The 17,196-nt window shown below is 71.6% G+C and carries 21 protein-coding genes and 1 riboswitch; of the genes, 12 read left to right on the top strand and 9 right to left on the bottom strand.

The window, feature by feature from the left end; translation table 11 throughout:
• Nucleotides 1-91 precede the first annotated feature (91 nt).
• A complete protein-coding gene (locus AH6_RS10950) occupies nt 92-613 on the top strand; it encodes a phosphoribosyltransferase family protein (protein WP_067477795.1) in 522 nt (173 codons plus the stop codon).
• Between the two features lie 198 nt (nt 614-811).
• Here AH6_RS10950 and AH6_RS10945 read toward each other — a convergent pair whose 3' ends face one another.
• On the bottom strand, nt 812-1,090 hold the full coding sequence (locus AH6_RS10945) for a hypothetical protein (protein WP_067477792.1): 279 nt from the start codon (nt 1,088-1,090) through the stop codon (nt 812-814).
• Nucleotides 1,091-1,187: 97 nt separating this feature from the next.
• Here AH6_RS10945 and AH6_RS10940 point away from each other — a divergent pair, with 97 nt between their 5' ends.
• The 5 genes from AH6_RS10940 to AH6_RS10920 all read left to right on the top strand — a co-directional run bounded on the left by AH6_RS10940 (nt 1,188) and on the right by AH6_RS10920 (nt 3,779).
• On the top strand, nt 1,188-2,006 hold the full coding sequence (locus AH6_RS10940; protein ID WP_067477789.1) for a Scr1 family TA system antitoxin-like transcriptional regulator: 819 nt from the start codon (nt 1,188-1,190) through the stop codon (nt 2,004-2,006).
• Nucleotides 2,003-2,191, top strand: a complete 189-nt coding sequence (locus AH6_RS10935; protein ID WP_157431405.1) for a DUF397 domain-containing protein — start codon at nt 2,003-2,005, stop codon at nt 2,189-2,191. Before AH6_RS10940 ends, AH6_RS10935 begins: the two co-directional genes overlap by 4 nt.
• A gap of 175 nt (nt 2,192-2,366) precedes the next feature.
• Complete coding sequence (locus AH6_RS44620) at nt 2,367-2,873, top strand: NUDIX hydrolase (RefSeq protein ID WP_169807832.1); 507 nt, start codon at nt 2,367-2,369, stop codon at nt 2,871-2,873.
• Nucleotides 2,874-2,929: 56 nt separating this feature from the next.
• Complete coding sequence (locus AH6_RS10925; RefSeq protein WP_218005776.1) at nt 2,930-3,418, top strand: GNAT family N-acetyltransferase; 489 nt, start codon at nt 2,930-2,932, stop codon at nt 3,416-3,418.
• A gap of 154 nt (nt 3,419-3,572) precedes the next feature.
• On the top strand, nt 3,573-3,779 hold the full coding sequence (locus tag AH6_RS10920; RefSeq protein ID WP_067477777.1) for a hypothetical protein: 207 nt from the start codon (nt 3,573-3,575) through the stop codon (nt 3,777-3,779).
• An 8-nt stretch (nt 3,780-3,787) separates the two neighbouring features.
• On the opposite strand, the gene AH6_RS10915 is transcribed toward AH6_RS10920, so the two are convergent.
• Entirely contained in the window at nt 3,788-4,429 is a 642-nt protein-coding gene (locus AH6_RS10915) for a serine hydrolase (protein WP_083982591.1), read from the bottom strand.
• A gap of 103 nt (nt 4,430-4,532) precedes the next feature.
• On the opposite strand from AH6_RS10915, the gene AH6_RS10910 reads away from it, so the two are divergent.
• The 4 genes from AH6_RS10910 (at nt 4,533) to AH6_RS10895 (ending at nt 7,991) form a co-directional block, all read left to right on the top strand.
• Nucleotides 4,533-5,324 (top strand): methyltransferase domain-containing protein, encoded by a 792-nt coding sequence (locus AH6_RS10910; RefSeq protein WP_067477773.1) that lies wholly within the window; start codon nt 4,533-4,535, stop codon nt 5,322-5,324.
• A 61-nt stretch (nt 5,325-5,385) separates the two neighbouring features.
• Nucleotides 5,386-6,354: an NAD-dependent epimerase/dehydratase family protein gene (locus AH6_RS10905; protein ID WP_067477770.1), complete on the top strand. Its 969-nt coding sequence runs from the start codon at nt 5,386-5,388 to the stop codon at nt 6,352-6,354.
• Between the two features lie 69 nt (nt 6,355-6,423).
• Nucleotides 6,424-7,026 (top strand): TetR/AcrR family transcriptional regulator, encoded by a 603-nt coding sequence (locus AH6_RS10900; RefSeq protein WP_067477767.1) that lies wholly within the window; start codon nt 6,424-6,426, stop codon nt 7,024-7,026.
• Between the two features lie 11 nt (nt 7,027-7,037).
• Nucleotides 7,038-7,991 (top strand): aldo/keto reductase, encoded by a 954-nt coding sequence (locus AH6_RS10895; protein ID WP_067477764.1) that lies wholly within the window; start codon nt 7,038-7,040, stop codon nt 7,989-7,991.
• A 22-nt stretch (nt 7,992-8,013) separates the two neighbouring features.
• On the opposite strand, the gene AH6_RS10890 is transcribed toward AH6_RS10895, so the two are convergent.
• The 5 genes from AH6_RS10890 to AH6_RS10870 form a co-directional block, all read right to left on the bottom strand.
• Nucleotides 8,014-8,337 carry a hypothetical protein gene (locus tag AH6_RS10890; protein ID WP_067477762.1) on the bottom strand — a complete coding sequence of 108 codons (324 nt, stop codon included), beginning with the start codon at nt 8,335-8,337 and terminating at the stop codon, nt 8,014-8,016.
• Nucleotides 8,338-8,388: 51 nt separating this feature from the next.
• The gene (locus AH6_RS10885) at nt 8,389-10,053 is read right to left on the bottom strand and encodes an acetolactate synthase large subunit (protein ID WP_067477759.1); all 1,665 of its coding nucleotides are present in this window, start codon (nt 10,051-10,053) and stop codon (nt 8,389-8,391) included.
• Nucleotides 10,054-10,158: 105 nt separating this feature from the next.
• Nucleotides 10,159-11,178: an LLM class F420-dependent oxidoreductase gene (locus AH6_RS10880; RefSeq protein ID WP_067477756.1), complete on the bottom strand. Its 1,020-nt coding sequence runs from the start codon at nt 11,176-11,178 to the stop codon at nt 10,159-10,161.
• A gap of 145 nt (nt 11,179-11,323) precedes the next feature.
• Nucleotides 11,324-11,536, bottom strand: a complete 213-nt coding sequence (locus tag AH6_RS10875; protein ID WP_245679263.1) for a DUF397 domain-containing protein — start codon at nt 11,534-11,536, stop codon at nt 11,324-11,326.
• Nucleotides 11,533-12,378 (bottom strand): helix-turn-helix domain-containing protein, encoded by an 846-nt coding sequence (locus AH6_RS10870; RefSeq protein ID WP_067477754.1) that lies wholly within the window; start codon nt 12,376-12,378, stop codon nt 11,533-11,535. Before AH6_RS10870 ends, AH6_RS10875 begins: the two co-directional genes overlap by 4 nt.
• A gap of 214 nt (nt 12,379-12,592) precedes the next feature.
• Between AH6_RS10870 and AH6_RS10865 the strand changes: the two genes are divergently transcribed.
• Complete coding sequence (locus tag AH6_RS10865) at nt 12,593-13,300, top strand: ATP-binding protein (RefSeq protein ID WP_157431398.1); 708 nt, start codon at nt 12,593-12,595, stop codon at nt 13,298-13,300.
• Between the two features lie 88 nt (nt 13,301-13,388).
• Here the strand turns inward: AH6_RS10865 and AH6_RS10860 are convergent, their stop codons facing one another.
• Together AH6_RS10860 and AH6_RS10855 are read right to left on the bottom strand one after the other, a co-directional pair.
• Entirely contained in the window at nt 13,389-14,003 is a 615-nt protein-coding gene (locus AH6_RS10860) for a TetR/AcrR family transcriptional regulator (protein ID WP_067477751.1), read from the bottom strand.
• Nucleotides 14,004-14,012: 9 nt separating this feature from the next.
• Entirely contained in the window at nt 14,013-14,867 is an 855-nt protein-coding gene (locus AH6_RS10855) for an oxygenase MpaB family protein (RefSeq protein WP_067477748.1), read from the bottom strand.
• A 105-nt stretch (nt 14,868-14,972) separates the two neighbouring features.
• Nucleotides 14,973-15,125: riboswitch (cobalamin riboswitch) on the top strand.
• A 79-nt stretch (nt 15,126-15,204) separates the two neighbouring features.
• Here AH6_RS10855 and AH6_RS10850 point away from each other — a divergent pair.
• Nucleotides 15,205-17,196, top strand: coding sequence for a putative cobaltochelatase (locus tag AH6_RS10850; protein ID WP_067477745.1), 1,992 nt, complete (start codon nt 15,205-15,207; stop codon nt 17,194-17,196).

Here is a 17,196-nt window from a genome sequence, read left to right as displayed (position 1 = left end):
CCAAACAAGGCCACGGCCGAGAAATTCAGTCGCCTGCATCGGAACCGCACAGCATGATCCCTTCATGCGGAAGGAAAATGTAACCGATCGAATGCGGGGCCGACTGCTGGCGTCGTACGAGTCGTACGGCGAAAAGCGGGTCGCGGACATGACGGGCTGGTGGGGACGCGCCGACGTCCTGTCGGATCTGGGCCCCGCCTTGGCCGGATTACATCAGGGCGAGCGCCCGACCACGGTGATGGGGCCGGAGTCGATGGGGTTCCTGTTAGGGCCGTTGGTGGCGATCGCGACGGGGACGGGCTTCGTCCAGATGCGGAAGGACATGCCGGAGGACCAGATCGCTGATCAGGTCCTGGTGCGCAACACGCCGCCGGACTACAACAACCGGACGTTGCGCTGGAGCGTCCGCCGCCGGAATCTGCGGACGGGCCAGAGGGTGCTGTTCGTGGACGACTGGGTGGAAACGGCGGCAACGGCCCAGACCGCACGCCGCCTGGTGGAGGCGGGGAACGCCGTATGGGTGGGCGCGGTGGCGATCGTTGACGCCACCGAGGGCCAGGAAAGGCGTGACCTGGGCCTGCGCTCCCTGCTGCGGGGCCGGGAGTTATGGTGAGCAGCGCCCGCCCGGCTGAGTTTCCGAAGAATCCCTAGCCACGAGGAAGTTTCCGAGCACGGGGACCGCCCGCTGCATGACGGCCGTGGGCTTCTTGCCGTAGAGCACGCACCAGCGTCATCAGCGCGATGCCCAGGGACAGGCCGAGGACGAAGAAGGTCAGCGCCGTCATCGCCTGCACTGCGGACGGCCAGTCCATCACCGGCTTCGGTGCGAGGGGCGGACGGGCAGCGGGGAGGCGACCTTGGCGGCCAGTTCGTCCTGGCGGATCTGCATGGCCATCAGCTCATCCTCGGTGGGAGCGATGAGGACACGCAGCAGGCCGGCTTCCTGCTCCCAGGGCGTGAGCTTGCGGCGCAGCTCGACACGCCACATCGAGTCGCCGGAGCGATAGGGCTCCCGCCACCGCCCCGGCAAGCTGTCTTGCCTGTCTTGCCACTGCGTTGCCCGTGTGTCGCGCTCGCTCATGTCGATCACCCGCCGTTTCTAGGGTTGCGGCTTCTCAAGACAAGCGTCACGCTCTGGAATTAGCCTGCCGCGTATTGCAAGTCATCCAAGACGCTTGGAGTGCGCGATGTCCCTCCGCGAATCGCTCGACCCCGACTCCTCCATGTGGCACTGGATCGCCGTTGACCTGCACTTTTATCGGGTCAAGCACGGCCTCTCGTGCGCGCAGTTGGGGCGCGTCCTCAACTGCGCGCGGCAAACTGTCTCGAACATCGAGGCCGGGCGGCCCGGCTACCGGCTGGACGACGAGCAGGCGGCGGCCCTCGACCGGCTCTGGGATCTGAACGGCCACTTCCAGCGGTTGCTGCGTTATGCGCGCGCGGGGCACGACCCCGACTGGTTCAAGCACCACGTGGGATACGAAGAGCGGGCGCGGGTGATCCGGCAGTACTCCGGGATGGTCGTGCCCGGCCTGTTGCAGACCGAGGCTTACGCCCGAGCCTGGTTGCGTTGCGGAATCGGCGCGATCGACGTCGAGGCCGCGCTCGCCGTACGGCTGGGACGCCAGAAGATCCTGACGGCGCAACACCCGCCGCTGCTCCGCTTCCTGCTGGACGAGGCGCTCTTGATCCGTCCGCTGGGCGGTGTGGACGTGATGCGCGGCCAGCTCGTCCACCTGCTACAGGCTGCGGAATTGGACAACGTCAGTATTCGGGTGGTCCCCCTGTCGGCAGGTGGTCATCTCGGACTGGAAGGGCCATTCATCCTCACCACCGTGGAGGAGGGGGACGTGGCATATCTGGAGGCGTGCGCCGGTGGCAGACTGGCGGTAGATCGTGCGGAAGTGCGTGGTTTTGCGATCCGGTACGAACAGATCGGTGACCTGGCCCTTCCGGTGGGGGCCTCACGAGACCTGATAGTCGACGCTGTGGAGTGCATGAAGTGAGAGCAGGGTGGCGCAAGAGCAGCTACAGCGACGCGCACGGCAACGAGTGCGTCGAGATCGCCAGCCTTGCTGATGGCATCGGTGTCAGGGACAGCAAACAGCCCGGCCAGGGGCACATCCTTCTGCGTCGGGCGAGGCTGGCGGCTGTCCTCTCCGACATCAAAGCCGCCAAGTACGACCTTTGAGTCACCCGTACGGCCCCCGCCTCGGTGGGGGTCTTCGGCGTTCGGCTGGATGACGTCGGCACCTGCGGATCCGTGGGTGGGATGTGCGGTTGGGGCGGGATGGTCGATGATGGCGCGGTGGAGTCTGGAAAGTGACCAGACCCCGGCGACAGGAGGGCGAGCTACTTCCATGCGGATGACGTCCGGAATCATCGTGTCCGCGATCGTCGAGCAGGACGGTCATCTGCTGATGGTCCGCGAGCAGCATCCCGGCCACCCTCCGCAGTGGGTGCTGCCCGGCGGGCTCTCCGAGCGCGGCGAGCTCGTCCACCAGGCGTTCGTCCGGGAAGTGCGCGAGGAGACCGGGCTGATCGTCGCTGCCCCCACCGAGCTCGCGTTCGTCGCCCAGTACACCATCACCGGTGAACCCGGCTGGGACGGCGAGTGGACGGTCTTCGCCTTCGCGGCCGGGCCTCCCGTGGGACGGATCGACGTCGCCGATCCCGACGGGCTGGTGCTCGAAGCCGCGTGGGTCCCCTTCGAGGACGCCGTCGCCCGACTCGCCGAGCACCACTTCAAGCCTCGCCGCGACCCGCTCCTCGCCTACCTGACCGAGGAAGTCGCACCGGGTGCCCTCTGGCTCTGGCCCGACGGTGTGCACGCCGCCCCGTTCATCGTTCAGTCTTCCTTGTCGGCCCTCTGAGGGGCGGACGGAAAACCGGTCGCGCTTCCCGCGCGGACCACGCCATGCTGGGCGGCATGAAGATCAGAACGGCCACCGCGGCCGATTGGGCCGCCATCTGGCCGTTCCAGCGCGAGATCGTCGCCGCCGGGGAGACCTTCTCCTGGCCGCGCGACGTCAGTGAAGAGCAGGCCAGGCAATTCTGGATGGTGCCGCCTCCCGGGCGCACCGTCGTCGCCGTGGACGATGACGGCACTGTCCTCGGTACCGCCAACCTCGTCGCCAACCACATGGGGCCCGCCTCGCACATCGCCAGCGCGAGCTTCATGGTCGACCCGGCGCACGCCGGACGCGGCGTGGGGCGCGCCCTGGGCGAGCACATCTTCCAGCAGGCGCGCGCCGACGGCTACCGCGCGATGCAGTTCAACGCGGTCGTGGAGACCAACGAGCGGGCGGTCCACCTGTGGCGCTCGCTCGGCATGGAGATCGTCGCCACCCTCCCCGAGGGGTTTCGGCACCCCGTCCACGGCTATATCGGACTGCACATCATGTACCGCCTGCTCTGACGCCGGAAAATGTCAGAGGCGGTGCATACGTTGTTCTCGTGACGTGGGAGACGTCACGAAATACGCGTCGAACCGGGGAGCTTGTTCGATGCGTACCACCGGGTACGTCCGGCCGGCGCGACCGGACTGCCGGATGACGAAAGGGGAGCGGCCAATGCACGCCACGTTCCACCTCACCCACCCGAACCTGCACGGCCCCGCCGAGCGCACCCTGGTCCAGCCCTGGATCGGCGAGCTGACCGGCCTGGCCCTCAACGCCTACACCGACGAGCCGCACCCGGCCCCCGGCGCCCTCACCGGCGTGGACACCATGAGCGTCCCGCTGGCGGTGACGGGTTCCCGGGTCGCGCTCGCGGCCTGACGCAGTTTTCAACGCCCGTGGGGAAGCCATGCTTCCCTACGGGCTTTTGCGTTCCGCACGGCTTTTTCCAGCGCGGCGATGCCGTCGGCCAATGTGCGGTGGCCGCGCGAGACCGCTGCGATCAACACATCTTGGTCCGGGCCCGTGACGCGGCCGAAGCTGTTGACCGTCCACGCGCCTTTCTCGGCGTCGCGGGGCATCCAGCCGTTCTTGAGCGCAACGGCATCGCCCGGTTCGGCGGCTGCGCTGATGCCCCAATGTTGGTCGGGCCGCACTTGCGACATCAGTGTCCACACGTACGACCGGTGTTCTTCCGGCAGGTCGGGTGAGGCCAGTGCTTGCAGCAGGCGTATCCGGTCGGCGGCTGTTGTCGTCGTCTTTCCCCAGGCCGGGTTCGGGGTCGTCTCCCGCAGGTCCAGTTCCTTTAGGGCGCGGGCCAGGCCCGGTGCACCGCCGAGTTTGGTCCAGAAGGTCGTGGCCGCCTCGTTGTCGCTGGTCTGGATCATGCGTGCGGCCGCGTCCTGTTCGGCGGGGGAGAGCGGCCCGGCGCGCAGGAGTGCGACGAGGATGTCCACCTTGACGGTGCTGGCCGCCGCCACCTCCAGCGTCCCGCCCGACATGCGGGTCTCGCCGGTGCGCAGGTCGTGCACAACAACGCTTGTCTCATATAGCAAGATTCACTTCTCAATCTATGAGAAAGCGGTCTAGGGTCGGGAGCACGGCACCATCCCCCTCAACCGAGAGGTGATCCCGATGTCCTCCTACACTCACGGCCACCACCAGACCGTCCTGAGCTCCCACCAGTGGCGCACCGTCGAGAACTCCGCCGCCTACCTGATTCCCTATCTGCAACCCGGCGCCGCCGTCCTGGACGTCGGTTGCGGACCCGGCACCATCACCGCCGGGCTGGCCGAACGCGTCGCGCCCGGCCCCGTCACCGCCGTGGACGCCGCCGAATCCGTCCTGGCCGAAGCCGCCAAGGCCACCGCCCACCTGGACAACGTCACCTTCGCCACCGCCGACGTCCACGCCTTGGACTTTCCCGACGCCGCCTTCGACATCGTCCACGCCCACCAGGTCCTGCAACACGTCGCCGATCCCGTCCAGGCCCTGCGCGAGATGCGCCGCGTCTGCAAGCCCGGCGGTGTCGTCGCCGCGCGCGAGGCCGACTTCGGCGGCATGGTCTGGTACCCCAGCCCGCCCGGTATGGATGACTGGCGGCCCATCTACTACAACGTGGCGCGCGGTAACGGCGGCGAGCCCGACGCCGGGCGGCGGTTGTCCTCCTGGGCGCGCGCGGCCGGGTTCTCCGACGTCACGTCGTCGGCGTCCGTCTGGTGTTACAGCACGCCCGAGGAGCGCGAATGGTGGAGCGAGTCGTGGGGCGGCCGGCTGGTCCGCTCGTCGGTCGCCGAGCACGCCGTGTCCGGCGGCCACGCGACGCGCGCGGACCTGGAGCGCTGCTACGCGGGCTGGAAGGCGTGGGCGGCGGCCGACGACGGCTGGTTCTCCGTCCTGCACGGCGAGATCGTCTGCCGCGCCTGACGATTCCGCTGTCAGCGTGCGGGGGTGCCGGTCCGGGACGGCGGCGGGCAGAGTCGGCGGTATGAGACTTCTGATCTTGGGTGGTACCGAGTTCGTCGGGCGGGCCGTCGCCGAAGACGCCGTGGCACGTGGCTGGGAGGTGACAGTCTTCCATCGCGGGCGCAACGAACCTCCCGCCGGCACGGCCTCGCTGCTGGGCCAGCGCACCGAGGAAGGCGGCCTGGCGGCCCTCAAGGAGGGCGAGTGGGACGCCGTCGTCGACACCTGGTCGGCTGATCCCCAGGTGGTCGCGGGCGCGGCCCGCTTCCTGGACGGCCGCGTGGGACGGTACGCCTACATCTCCAGCCGCTCGGTCTACGCCTACCCGGCCGCCCCCGAACTGGCCGAGGACGCCCCGGTCGTGGAGGCCGGGTCCGGTGGTTACGCCGAGGACAAGCGCGGCGGAGAACTCGCGGCGTTGGAGGTGTTCGGCGACCGGACGCTCCTCGTGCGCGCCGGGCTCATCCTCGGCCCCTACGAGAACATCGGCCGCCTGCCTTGGTGGCTCAACCGGATGGCGCGCGGCGGCGAGGTTCTGGCTCCCGGCCCGCGCGATCTGGCCCTGCAGTACATCGACGCGCGCGACCTGGCCGTCTGGACTTTGGACGCCATCGAGCAGGGCCTCGACGGTCCCTACGACCTCGTCAGCCCGTCCGGCCACGCCACCATGGAAACGCTGCTGGAAGCGTGCGTCGCCGTCACCGGCGGGGACGCCGAGCTGTGCTGGACCGACGCCGAGAAGATCCTCGCGGCGGGCGTCCAGCCGTGGATCGACCTCCCCGTCTGGCTCCCGCCGGGCGAGGACCACGACTTCATGCACCAGGCGAACGTCGCGAAAGCCCTGGCCAGCGGCCTGCGCTGCCGTCCCGTCCAGGAGACCGTCGCCGACACCTGGACCTGGTTGCAGGGCATCGGCGGCACGGCCCCGCAACGCTCCGACCGCCCGGCCGTCGGCCTCGACCCGGAGGTGGAGGCGCGCCTGCTCGACTGATCTGGCGGGAACGGGCTAAAGTACAACGGACGTTGTAAAAAGTGCAACGCCGATGGCACGAGGAGACCGATGCCCCCACGTGGCGACAAGCGTGCGGCGATCCTGGCCGGGGCGCTCGCGGTGTTCGCGCGCGACGGCTACACCCGCGCCGGGATCGACGCCATCGCCGCCGAAGCAGGCGTCTCCACCCGCACCATCTACAACCACTTCGCCGACAAGGCCGCCCTCTTCCAGGCCGCCATCGAGGCCAGCACCGCCCGTGTCGCCGAGGCGCAGATCGCCGTCATCGACCGTCACCTCCACAAGATCGTGGATCTGGAACGGGACCTGGTCGCGTTCGGCCGTGACTGGGTGCGCCCGATGCCCCAGTTCGCCGAGCACACCGCCCTGGTGCGGCAGGTCAACACCGAGATCGCGCACATCCCGGCCGACGTCGTCGCGAGCTGGCAGCGCGACGGGCCGCTCCGGGTGCGCCGCGAGATGGCCGCGCACCTGCGGCGCATGGCCGACGAGGGACTGCTGACCGTCGATGACGCCGAACGCTCGGCTCTGCAGCTGATGATGCTCGTCAGCGTCGTCAACCCCTCGCTGCCCTCGGGCGCGACGCCGGAGGAGACCGACGCCGCCGTCGTCGCCGGAGTGCACACCTTCCTGTACGGCCACGCCCGATAAGAGGAGCCCCCTTGCGTTACCGACTGCTGGGAAACACCGGCCTGCGCGTCTCCGAGGTGTTCCTCGGCGCGATGCGCTTCGGCGAAGAAGAGCAGGCCCGCAGCATCATCGACGTCTACGACGAGGCCGGCGGCAACGTCATCGACACCGCCGACATGTACGGCGACGGACGCAGTGAGGAGCTGGTGGGAGCCGCCCTCAAAGGGCGGCGCGACCGCTTCGTCCTCGCCACCAAGTACACCTGCACCCGCGACGCCGCCGACCTGAACGCGGCGGGCAACCACCGCAAGAACCTGGCCCGCGCGCTGGACGCCAGCCTGCGCCGCCTCGGTACCGACTACATCGACCTCTACTGGGCGCACATCTGGGACCGCCGCACCCCGATCGAGGAGATGATGCGCGCGCTGGACGACGCCGTCCGCGCGGGCAAGATCCTCTACGTCGGCATCTCGGACGCGCCCGCCTGGGTGGTCGCCCGTGCCAACACCCTGGCCGAGTGGCGCGACTGGACGCCGTTCGCCGCCCTCCAGGTGCCCTACAACCCCCTCGAACGCGACATCGAGCGCGAACTGCTCCCCATGGCCGAGCACCTGGGCCTGAGCGTGGCCGCCTGGAGCCCGCTCGCCCACGGCGTCCTGGCGGGCAAGGCCGGACACCCGCTGGACGAGCGGCAGGCCAAGGTCGTCGGCGTGCTGGCGGAGATCGCCGAGCAGACCGGGACCAGCCAGGCGCAGGTGGCGATCGCCTGGCTGCGCGGGCGGTCCCGCGCCGTCCTGCCGATCCTGGGCAGCAGCCGCGCCGAGCAGATCACCGAAAATCTGGGCGCGCTCGACCTGGCGCTCCCGGCGGAGGCGGTGCAGCGCCTGGACGCGGCGACCGGCTTCGAGCGGGGCTTCCCGGCCGACTTCATCGACAGCGCGGACGCGGCGTTCGGCACGGCGATCGACCGCCTGGACGACCGCTGACGCGCCCTTAGGTGTTGTGGACTCAGTCGTCCTCAACGCCGGCCAGCGGAACGTAATCGCCGTCCGGAACAGAGAAGATCAGGAATCGGGCGGCAGGCCGCGAGCGCGCCCAGCGCAACACTTCCCCCTCGGTTCCTTCGCAGTCCGCTACGCCGGCCACGGCACCGTCTTCGCGAGGGACCTCGTAGTTCTCCTGCCAGGACCCGTGCCAGGTCCCGTCAGAGAACTTCTGCACGAAGACGGTGCCGCGTCCAGGGGTGGGCTCGCCTACCGGCACGACTTCCGGAGCGGTGCCCCGTTCTGCCTCATCCAGATAGTCGCGGTAGGGCGGAAACGACTGGCTCATCCCCGCAGGATCGTCACACGCCGGGAGGCGGTCAACCTGTCAGTGTCGTGCTCAGAACGGGCCGGTCAGTTCGCCCAGGCGGTCGGTGAGGCGCAGGTTGTGGGAGTAGTCCACCGGCACCGCCACCACCGAGACGCCGTTCTCGGCCAGCGCCTTGTGCAGCGTCGGCAGCAGCTCGTCGGCCGAGGTCACCCGGTGGCCGTGCGCGCCCAGGCTCTCGGCGTACTTCACGAAGTCGATGCCGCCGAACTTCACGTGCGAGCTGCGGCCCAGCTCCATCTGCATCTTCCACTCGATCAGGCCGTAGGCGTCGTCCTGCCACACCAGCACCGTGATCGGGATGTTCTCGCGGACGGCGGTCTCCAGCTCCTGCGAGTTCATCAGGAACGCGCCGTCGCCGGTCGCCGCCAGCACCTTGCGATCGGGCCGGGCGAGCTTGGCCGCCAGCGCGCCCGGGACCGCGAAGCCCATCGAGGACAGGCCGTTGGACACCAGCAGCGTGTTCGGCTCGTAGGTCGGGTACATGCGCGCCATCCACATTTTGACGGCGCCGGTGTCGGCCAGCACGATGTCCGAGCGGTCCATCGCCTCGCGGATGTCGGCGACGACGCGGCGCGGCGACAGCGGGAACCCGTCGTCGGTGCGGCCCTCGGCCAGGTCCTGCTGGATCAGGCGGCGGATCTTCTCGCCGTGCGCGGTGTCGAAGCGCCGGTGCACCGCGTCGGCGAGCTGGCGCAACGAGCGGGAGATGTCGCCCTGCACGCCCACCTCGACCGGGTAGTGGTCGTCCACCTCGGCGGGGAACTGGTGGATGTGGATGATCTTCTTGTCGGCGTGCGGGTTGATCTTGACGGGGTCGAACTCCTGGAGCTCGTAGCCGACCGCGATCAGCACGTCGGCCTCGTCGAACCCGAAGTTCACGTAATCGTGCCGCATGAACCCGACCGCGCCGAGCGCGTTGCGGTGGTCGTCGGGGAACACGCCCTTGCCGTTGAAGGTCGTGGCGACCGGCAGGCCCAGCTTCTCGGCGAAGTGCACCAGCGCCTCGCTCGCCCCGGCCCGCGTCGCGCCGTGCCCGGCCAGCACGATCGGCTGCCGCGCGAGCGCCAGCACGTCGGCGGCGCGCGCGATCTGCGCGGGCGACGGCTCCTGCGGCCGCACGACGTTGCGCGGCAGCGGCTTCAGGTCGGGGGAGACCGGCGCGGCCTCCACGTCCTCGGGGATCGCCAGGTACACCGCGCCGGGCCGCTCGGTCTGCGCCGTCTTGAACGCCTTGCGCACCATCTCCGGCAGCGCCTCGGCGGTCGGCGCCAGCTCGGCCCACTTGGTGATCGGCCGGAACAACGACACCAGGTCCACGATCTGGTGCGACTCCTTGTAGATGCGGTCCAGCCCGACCTGCGCGGAGATGGCGACCACCGGCGTGGAGTTGGTGGTGGCGTCGGCGACGCCGAGCTGGAGGTTGATCGCGCCCGGCCCGAGCGTGGCGGAGGCGACCCCGGCCTTGCCGGTGAGCCGCCCGTAGATCTCGGCCATGAACGCCGCGCCCTGCTCGTGGCGCACCAGCACGTACCGGATCGAGGAGTCGTTCAGCGCGTCCACGAAGTGGATGTTCTCCTCGCCCGGGATGCCGAAGACGTACTCGACGCCCTCGGCCTCCAGGGTGCGGACGAGCAGGCGTGCGGCGTCGGCTTGGGAGGTGGACGGCACAGACATGACGTGTCCTTTTTCCGGTCGCGGTGGGGGTGAGGTCCGGACACCCCGTGCAGCGTCCGGGCCCTGGATGGCATTCCGCCGGGCCGGGTGGCACGCCTCACATGATCAGCCGAGGACGGCGTCGCGCAGCTCGCGCAGCGTCGGCTCGTCGCGCACGCCCGCCAGCAGCAGCGTCGTCACCGGGCTGTCGCGCCACAGTTGCAGCCGCTCCCTGATCCGCCCGATCGGCCCCAGCAGCGAGATCGAGTCGGCCAGCTCGTCCGGGACGGCCTTCACCGCGGCCGCGCGGTCGCCGGACAGGAACAGCTCCTGCACGCGCGACGCCTGCTCGGCGTAGCCCAGGCGGCCGATCATGTCGAGGTGGAAGTTGCGGTCCTTGGCGCCCATGCCGCCGATGTAGAACGCCAGCGGGATCTTGGCGAACTCCAGGGCGGACGCCAGGTCGTCGGTCACGATCGTGGTGACGGTCGCGGCGATCTCGAAGCCGGGCGCGCGGCCCGCCAGCGAGCCGCCGAACACCGGCTCGATCTGCGACGGGTCCACGAACAGCGGCAACCAGCCCTGGGTGATCTCGGCGGCCAGCGCGACGTTCTTCGGCCCCTCCGCGCCGAGGTAGACGGGGATCTCCGGGCGCAGCGGATGCACGATCGACTTCAGCGGCTTGCCGAGGCCCGCGCCGCCCGGGTACGGCAGCGGGTAGTGCGGCCCGTCGCTGCTCACCGGTTCCTCGCGCCGCCACACCTGGCGCACGATGTCGAGGTACTCGCGGGTGCGCGCCAGCGGCTTGGGGAACGGCTGCCCGTACCAGCCCTCCACCACCTGCGGGCCGGACGCGCCCAGGCCGAGGATCATCCGGCCGCCCGACAGCGCGTCGAGCGTCAGCGCGTGCATCGCGGTCGCGGCGGGGGTGCGCGCCGACATCTGCGTCACGGCGGTGCCCAGCTTGATCGTGGAGGTGCGGGCGGCGTACCAGGCCAGCGGCGTGAACGCGTCCGAGCCGTACGCCTCGGCGGTGAAGACCGCGTGGTAGCCCAGGCGCTCGGCGGCCAGCACCGTGTCGGTCTGGTCGTCGGGGTCGCGCTGCCAGTAGCCGACGTTGATGCCGAGCTTGAGATCCGCGGTCACGTGATCGCCCTCCGGTCGTCGAGACGCAGGGCGATACTAGAACGGGTTCTAGTTTGGGGGGAAGGGGCGGGGGACGTTCGGGGAGGGAGCAGGGGGCGCGAAGAGCCGCGTCGGCGGCCGCGGCTCTTCTCCGGACGGCGGGCCGCTAGGACCCGCGCGCCACGTCCAGCAGGTCGTGCCAGGCGTCGGCGGTCAGGACGAACGCGGGGCCGCGCCGGTCCTTGGAGTCGCGCACGGCGTGCCGCGCGCCGGTCAGGGACGCCACCTCGACGCACTGGTCGCCGCTACCGCTGTGCGACGAGGTGCGCCAGGCGGCGCCGGACATTTCACGGGTGAGTTCGCGCTGGAGTTGGTTCACTTGCCGCTCCTTGTCACCGCTTCGGAGATGAGCTGCGCGGAATCCTCCGGGGGCAGGGCCGCCGCCTCGATGCGGTCGAAGCGGTCCCCGTGTTTGGCTATTTCCTTGGTGCTTTCGAGATAAACGTCACCCATGGTGCCCTCTACGTAGGCGATATCGGGGTCGGCGGGGTTGGTGAACGACAGGATCGTGAACCGGCCGTCCAGCCCCGCGTGCTCGCGCGCCGCGTACGGCACCACCTGCACGGTGACGTTGGGCCGCGCCGACGCCTCCGCCAGCGCGGTGAGCTGGGCCGCCATCACCCCGGGACCGCCGATCTGGCGGTGCAGCACCGCCTCGTCGATGATCATCTGGAACTGCGGGGCGGTGGGCCGGTCCAGCACCTGCTGGCGGATCTTGCGGGCGGTGATACGCCGCTCGATCTCGTAGCTGGTCGGCAACATCCGCCCGGCGGTGATGACGGCGCGCGCGTAGTCCTCGGTCTGGAGCAGGCCGTGCACGAGCTGCGGGTCCCAGGTGCGGATGCGCGACGCCTCGTCCTCCAGCGCCGCGTAGCTGCCGGCGAACACGTCGGCGTAGGCGGTCCACCAGCCGCGCTGCCCCGCCTCGCGGGCCAGCCGGATCAGCGCGTCGCGGTCGGGGCTCGGCACGCCGTACAGGTCGAGCAGGCCGGCGATGTCGTCGGGCTTTGGCCGGGTCTGGCCGGTCTCCAGCCTGGACACCGTGGCGCGCGACCAGTCGAGCCGGTCGGCGACCTCCTGGAGGGTGAGGCCGAGTTCCTCGCGCAGGCTGCGCAGTTCCCTGGCGAGCCGCCGTCCGCGCACGGTTGGGCTATAGGTCATGCCTCCGGAGTGTGCTCCGCCGGGGACCCTCCGGACAGGGGAATGACGAAAACCGTCGAAGGGGAACGCCAGAGCAATCTTGGCGAGACGGTTGCGGGACTGAGAATCTCACGACACGCTGAATCGTGACGAGACGGAAACCGATTGTGACGAGACGGGACGCGTCGTACGGGTGCCGCCCGCCCCCGAGCGCCTGCGCCCACGGGAGGAACCCGTGAACACCTCGCCTGAGATCACCGCCGACGCGCCGGCCACGATGCCCGGCCTCGCGCCGGCGTCGCCGGACGACCTGGCGGCCGACGCCGAACCTCCGCCGGTGGACGGGCGAGGGCGGGGCGGCGGTGCCGGGCCCGGCGCGCCGGACGCCGACGGCCCCGACGCCTGGGCCCTCGGCGCGTGCGACGCCGGCGCGGTCCTCGGGGCCGCCGCCGGGGCCGGGGAGGGCGGTGTCACCGTGACCGGCGCGTGCGGCCGTCCCGGCCGGGTCTGGGCGCTGCCGCGCGGCCCCGGCTGCGCCTCGCACGCCCGCCGCGCGCTGGCCGGGGCGCTCGCCGGGCTCGGCGTGCCGCCCGACGTCGTCGGCGACGCCAAGCTCATGGTCAGCGAGCTGGCCACCAACGCCTACCAGCACGCCGGGGAGCACGGCCCGCACGAGTTGTGGCTGTACCTCGGCGAGCCGATCGACGGGGGCGACGCCGGGCCCCAGGTGGAGGTCCGCTGCGCCGTCTTCGACGCGCACGCCGAGGCGCGGCTGCCCGGCTACTCGTGGACGTCGGGCGACTGCGGGCGCGGCCTCAGCATCGTGCGCGAGCTGTCGAAGGGCCGGTGGGGGACGCTGCGCTCCACCTCCCGGCTCGGCGCGCGCGTGCCGGGGAAGGCGGTGTGGTTCGCGGTCCCGGCGCCCGCCCCCGCGACCCTCTGAGCCGCGCTGCGAGGCGTGCTCCGACGCGTGTTGCGAGGCATGCTTTGAGCCGCGCTGCGAGGCGTGCTCATAAGGGGGACGCGTCGCGTCATCCGGCGCGTTCGACCGCCGGGCCGATCTCGGTGACCAGCGCCAGCAACGACCGTGACAGCAGCGTGTGCACCTGCGCCCGCGTCAGCGTCTTCTCCTGCAACCACTGCCGCGTCGCCGACTCGGCCAGCCCCGAGTAGGTGTGCAGCACCGCCCGCAGCGCGGTGCCGGGATCGGGCACGCCCAGCACCGTCAGCAGGTGGTCCACCGTCAGGTCCCGCGCCCGGTTGATGATCCGCAGCAGCTCGGGGTCCTGGCCGAAGCCCTCGGCGTCCACCGCCGCGAACCACGTCACGCCGCTCGCCTCGGCGGCGTCCAGGTACAGGTCCACGCACAGTTCGGCCGTCTCGGGCAGCGGCAGGGCGGCGTCCGGCGGCGGGGCCTGGAGGGCCGCGCCCGCCGCCAGCCCGCGCACCACCTCCAGGAACAGGTCCCGCTTGGTGCCGAAGTAGTAGTGGATCAGCCCGCGGCGCACCCCGGCCCGGTCGGCGATGGCGGTGGTGGAGACCTCGGCGTAGGGCAGCTCGGTGAACATGCGCCGCGCCACCGCGAGGATCTGGTCGCGCCGCTCGTCGTGGGGGAGCCGCTGGTAGCGCGCTTTGGACGGTGCCACCCCGCCAGCCTATGCCGCGCGCGTCGCGCCGGGCCGGGCCCGCCTGGTGCTGAACAGGCGCAACGGCTTGTCGCGCGCCACCAGGTAGTCGGTCGGCCGGTGCCGCACCCGCGCCGGGACGACCCTGGCCCCGGCCCGGTTGGCGCGCAGCAGCGCGTTGAACGCCGCCGCGCGCCGCGCGTTCCACGGGATACCCAGCGTGCGGCGCAGGTCCGGCGGTAGCAACGCCCCGGCGGCCAGCAGGTTGAGGTGCAGGTAGGCGGAGCCGAGCGGGGCGGGCAGGGGCAGCCGCCGATCCATGTCCAGCAGCTTGGCCGAGGTCGCGGTGGGGCGCAGCTCCTCGCGCACGACGCGCGCGAAGTAGGCGCGGAACTCGGCGTACCCCTCCGGGCAGTGGCCCTCCGGTACACCGCACGCGTGGGCGATGAGCTTCTGCTCCTGGTAGAAGCGCTCGCGGTCGGCGTCCGATAGCGGCCCGAACGTGCGCTGGTACAGGTCGAGCGCGTTGTGCACCAGCGTCGCCCACACCCACGTCAGCAGGTCGGGGTCCAGCGCGCGGTAAGGCGTGCCCTCGTCGGAGACCCCCTCCACGCGCTTGTGCATGGCGCGCAGCACGCGGGACTGCCGCGCCGACGTCTCGGCGTCGGCGAACGACAGCTTGAGCATGATGTCGGCCGTCCGCCACAACCGCGCGAACGGGTCGCGCTCGAAGTCGGAGTGCTGGTCGACGCCCGCGGCGACGAGCGGGTGGGTCACCTGGAGCAGCAGCGTGGGGGCCGCGCCGAGGCCGAGCACCGGTTCGCGCGTCACCGTCCAGGAGACGTCGCCGGGACGGAAGGGCAGCCGGGAGGCGGTGGTGTCCATGGCCCCAGTGGAACACGTTGTTGGCGCATTGCCAATAAGCTCCGCACCGGTCGTGGCTTGGGGCGTAACAGGCGGTATGTCATCCTGGGCGGGCGACGGACGCGGAGGAACCCGGTGCGGCCCAGCCGATCAGTGCGCGAGCGCCAGACGATCGACGGCCAATTCCGGGGCTGTCCCGCAACTGTGACCGGGGAGTCCCCCTCCATCGTGCGCGGCGGTGACGCCGGAGGGCCGAGGGGGAGCCGGGAGCCAGGAACTCCGGCCGTCGGACGCTGGCCGCCACGGGCGTGGACACCCGACGGAAGGAACGATGAGGCATGCCCCCTCTGATGGGCTCATGAGCCGCGCGCGCACGGCGCGCTACCCCTTCTCCGCGGTGGTGGGGATGGACGACCTGAAGCTCGCGCTGCTGGTCAACGCGGTTTCCCCCGGCGTCGGCGGGGTGCTGGTGCGGGGCGAGAAGGGCACCGCCAAGTCCACGATCGTGCGGGCGCTGGCCGACCTGCTGCCGGGCCTGCGCGTGGTGGACGGCTGCCGCTTCTCCTGCGACCCGCGCGACCCCGATCCGGCCTGCCCCGACGGCCCGCACCCGGCTGGGGAGCAGGCCGCCGACCGGCCCGCGCGGCTGGTGGAGCTGCCGGTCGGCGCGTCGGAGGACCGGCTGACCGGCTCGCTGGACATCGAGCGGGCGCTGACCGAGGGCGTCAAGGCGTTCGAGCCGGGCCTGCTGGCCGCCGCGCACCGGGGCGTGCTCTACGTGGACGAGGTCAACCTCTTGCACGACCACCTGGTGGACCTGCTGCTGGACGCCGCCGCGATGGGCGAGTCCCACGTCGAGCGCGAGGGCGTGTCGGTGCGGCACGCGGCCCGGTTCCTGCTGGTGGGCACCATGAACCCCGAGGAGGGGGAGCTGCGCCCGCAGCTGCTGGACCGGTTCGGGCTGACCGTCGAGGTCGCCGCCACGCGCGACCCCGCCGAGCGCGCCGAGGTGGTGCGGCGGCGGTTGCGCTTCGAGGCCGACCCCGAGGGCTTCGCCGCCGGGTTCGCGGCGGCGGAGGCCGGTCTCGCCGCCCGTATCGCCGCCGCGCAGGCGCGGTTGCCCGGCGTCGAGCTGACCGACGCGGCGCTGCGGCAGATCACGGCGGTGTGCGCGGCGTTCGAGGTGGACGGCCTGCGCGCCGACCTGGTGACGGCCCGCGCCGCGATCGCGCTGGCCGCCTGGGACGGCCGCGACAGCGTCAACGAGGACGACGTGCGGACCGCCGCGCGCCTCGCGCTGCCGCACCGGCGGCGGCGCGACCCGTTCGACGCGCCGGGCCTGGACCGCGACAAGCTGGACCAGATCCTCGACGAGCACAGCGACCCCGAGCCGCCCCAGCCTGACGGCGACGGCCCCGGCGAGGGCCCCGACGGACCGGATGGACCAGGCGGCGGTGACGGGCCGCAGGACGCGCCCGAACCGTCCGGCAACGGCTCCGCCCCCTCCGACGAGCAGCAGAACAGCGGCCCTGAAAAGCAGGGCGGCGGCGATCAGGAACCCGCCCCCGCCGACGCCGCCTACAAGCCCCGCCTGTTCACCGTGCCCGGCATGGGCGCGGGCGCGCCCGGCCGCCGCTCCAAGGCGCGCAGCCCGCACGGCCGCGTGTCCGGCGACCGTCCCGGCTCCCACGGCGTGCACCTCAGCGCGACCCTGCGCGCCGCCGCCCCGCACCAGCGGGCGCGCGGCCGCACCGGCCCCGGCCTGCTGGTCGCGCCCGAGGACCTGCGCGAACCGGTGCGCGACGGCCGCGAGGGCAACCTCGTGCTGTTCGTCGTGGACGCCAGCGGCTCGATGGCCGCCCGCAAGCGGATGCGCGCGGTCAAGGGCGCGGTGCTGAGCCTGCTGCTGGACGCCTACCAGCGGCGCGACAAGGTCGGGCTGATCACCTTCCGGGGCCGTGACGCCGACCTCGCGCTGCCGCCGACCTCGTCGGTGGAGGCCGGGGCGCGGCGGCTGGAGCGGCTGCCGACCGGCGGCCGCACCCCGCTGAGCGCCGGGCTGCTGCGCGCCGCCGAGGTGCTGCGCGTCGAGCGGCTGCGCGATCCGGCGCGCCGCCCGCTGCTGGTGCTGGTCACCGACGGCCGCGCCACCCACGGGCCGGACCCGGCCGCCGCCGCGGGGCTGCTGTCGGGGGTCGCCTCGGTCGTGGTGGACTGCGAGAGCGGCCCGGTGAGGCTCGGCCTGGCCGCCGCGCTGGGCACCCGGCTGGGCGCGCAGGTCGTCCGCCTGGAGGAGCTGGCCGCCGACGGGCTGGCCGGGGTGGTTCGGGACGTCAGGAAGGTGGCGTAG

Source organism: Actinomadura hibisca NBRC 15177 (genome assembly GCF_001552635.1).
In the GTDB taxonomy this organism is placed as follows: domain Bacteria; phylum Actinomycetota; class Actinomycetes; order Streptosporangiales; family Streptosporangiaceae; genus Spirillospora; species Spirillospora hibisca.
The sequence above is the reverse complement of the archived record's forward strand: the minus strand, read 5'-3'. Positions and strand labels throughout refer to the sequence as shown.

Bases quoted from the DNA above. Each gene is read 5' to 3' on its own strand.
- AH6_RS10950 (WP_067477795.1), top strand. From the start codon at position 92: ATGCGGGGCCGACTGCTGGCGTCGTACGAGTCGTACGGCGAAAAGCGG.
- AH6_RS10940 (WP_067477789.1), top strand. From the start codon at position 1,188: ATGTCCCTCCGCGAATCGCTCGACCCCGACTCCTCCATGTGGCACTGG.
- AH6_RS44620 (WP_169807832.1), top strand. From the start codon at position 2,367: ATGACGTCCGGAATCATCGTGTCCGCGATCGTCGAGCAGGACGGTCAT.
- AH6_RS10925 (WP_218005776.1), top strand. From the start codon at position 2,930: ATGAAGATCAGAACGGCCACCGCGGCCGATTGGGCCGCCATCTGGCCG.
- AH6_RS10920 (WP_067477777.1), top strand. From the start codon at position 3,573: ATGCACGCCACGTTCCACCTCACCCACCCGAACCTGCACGGCCCCGCC.
- AH6_RS10910 (WP_067477773.1), top strand. From the start codon at position 4,533: ATGTCCTCCTACACTCACGGCCACCACCAGACCGTCCTGAGCTCCCAC.
- AH6_RS10905 (WP_067477770.1), top strand. From the start codon at position 5,386: ATGAGACTTCTGATCTTGGGTGGTACCGAGTTCGTCGGGCGGGCCGTC.
- AH6_RS10900 (WP_067477767.1), top strand. From the start codon at position 6,424: ATGCCCCCACGTGGCGACAAGCGTGCGGCGATCCTGGCCGGGGCGCTC.
- AH6_RS10890 (WP_067477762.1), bottom strand. From the start codon at position 8,337: ATGAGCCAGTCGTTTCCGCCCTACCGCGACTATCTGGATGAGGCAGAA.
- AH6_RS10885 (WP_067477759.1), bottom strand. From the start codon at position 10,053: ATGTCTGTGCCGTCCACCTCCCAAGCCGACGCCGCACGCCTGCTCGTC.
- AH6_RS10870 (WP_067477754.1), bottom strand. From the start codon at position 12,378: ATGACCTATAGCCCAACCGTGCGCGGACGGCGGCTCGCCAGGGAACTG.
- AH6_RS10855 (WP_067477748.1), bottom strand. From the start codon at position 14,867: ATGGACACCACCGCCTCCCGGCTGCCCTTCCGTCCCGGCGACGTCTCC.
- AH6_RS10850 (WP_067477745.1), top strand. From the start codon at position 15,205: ATGAGCCGCGCGCGCACGGCGCGCTACCCCTTCTCCGCGGTGGTGGGG.